Origin of the sequence: Streptomyces sp. WELS2 (genome assembly GCF_013870595.1) — a bacterium.
In the GTDB taxonomy this organism is placed as follows: Bacteria; Actinomycetota; Actinomycetes; order Streptomycetales; family Streptomycetaceae; genus Streptomyces.
Map to the genome: position 1 here is coordinate 1 of NZ_JACBWZ010001292.1, position 1213 is coordinate 1213.

Genomic DNA, 1213 nt, shown 5'->3' on the forward strand with positions numbered 1-1213 from the left:
CCCGAGCAGGAGCAGCACGCCGAGGGCCACCGCCGTACAGCCGGCGAGCAGCAGCGCGCAGCCCGCGACGGACCACAGCGCCGCGGCGGGGGTCAGCCGGTCCAGCGCCCGGCGGGCCAGGGGCGGCAGGGCGAACGGCAGCAGCAGCGGGAGCAGGAGCAGGAGCAGGAGCACGGCGGTCATCGGTCGTCGGAGGCGAGCAGGTCGCGCAGGATGCGTTCGTCGTCCGGGCCGAGCTGGGCGACGAAGCGGGCGAGCACCGTCTCGCGGTCGCTGTCCCGGTCGAGTTCGCTGTGCATCCGGCGGGCGGTGAGGCCGTGGGCGTCCTGGGCGTCCTGGACGGGGAAGTAGGCGTAGCCCCGGCCCTGGCGGCGCCGGTCGACCACGCCCTTGTCGTACAGCCGGGTGAGGATCGTCGTCACCGTCGTACGGGCCAGGCCGGCACCGAGGCTCAGCTGGACCTGGCCGGGGGTCTGGGGCGCGCCGGCGGCCCAGAGCGCGGCCAGGACGCTCGCCTCGAGTTCACCGGCGGGCCGGCGTTCGCCGTTGGCGTCGGTCATCGGGAGGTCCCTCACCCCGTCTTCGTAGTGCAGTCCGCAAGGCCGTCCACGCCATCGTAGTCAGCGGGGCGCCGTCCCCCGTCGGGCCGGGTGCCCACGGCGGCGGGGTCCGCCGGGGCCGTGGACCTACGCCGGGGGTCGCAGGCGAGCACGGACCCGGGCCCCAGGTGCCGGCGGGGCGGGGCCGGTAGCGTCGCCGGGCATGACGATCGACGAACGGGTCCGCACCCCGGCCCGGCGCAAGAGCGACATGCTGGCCCGGCTGGAGCGGGAGACCGACATCTGGGTGGCGACGGCGGACGCGCACGGTGTGCCGTGCCTCGTCCCGCTGTGGTTCGTGTGGCACGAGGAGTCGTTCTGGCTGTGCACGCGCGGCACCAACCCCACCGGCCGCAATCTGCTGGACGGCGGCCGCGCCCGGCTCGCCCTCGGTCACACCCGGGACGTCGTGCTGGTCGACGGGGAAGTGCGGGCCTTCGGCACCGGGGAGGTGCCGGTGGCGGCGGCCGACGCGTTCACGGCGAAGACGGGCTGGGATCCGCGCACGGACAGCCCGGCGTACACCTACTTCCAGGTGCGGCCGGTCGCGGTGCAGGCGTGGCACGAGGTGCCCGAGCTGCGCGGCCGGCATCTGATGCGGGACGGCGCCTGGA

The 1213-nt window shown here is 75.7% G+C and carries 2 protein-coding genes and 1 pseudogene; 1 reads left to right on the forward strand and 2 read right to left on the reverse strand.

Annotated features, from left to right (window positions below; all coding sequences use genetic code 11):
• Together H5J33_RS35830 and H5J33_RS35835 are read right to left on the reverse strand one after the other, a co-directional pair.
• Positions 1 to 183 (reverse strand): annotated as a pseudogene (locus H5J33_RS35830) (M56 family peptidase); the annotation flags it as partial.
• A complete protein-coding gene (locus H5J33_RS35835; protein ID WP_181798809.1) occupies positions 180 to 560 on the reverse strand; it encodes a BlaI/MecI/CopY family transcriptional regulator in 381 nt (126 codons plus the stop codon). The pseudogene H5J33_RS35830 and the gene H5J33_RS35835, both read right to left, overlap by 4 nt.
• Positions 561 to 762: 202 nt before the next feature.
• Here H5J33_RS35835 and H5J33_RS35840 point away from each other — a divergent pair.
• On the forward strand, positions 763 to 1213 hold a 451-nt coding region (locus H5J33_RS35840; protein ID WP_181798811.1), incomplete at its 3' end, for a pyridoxamine 5'-phosphate oxidase family protein.

Coding starts and splice junctions, on each gene's coding strand:
- H5J33_RS35835 (WP_181798809.1), bottom strand. CDS start 560: ATGACCGACGCCAACGGCGAACGCCGGCCCGCCGGTGAACTCGAGGCG.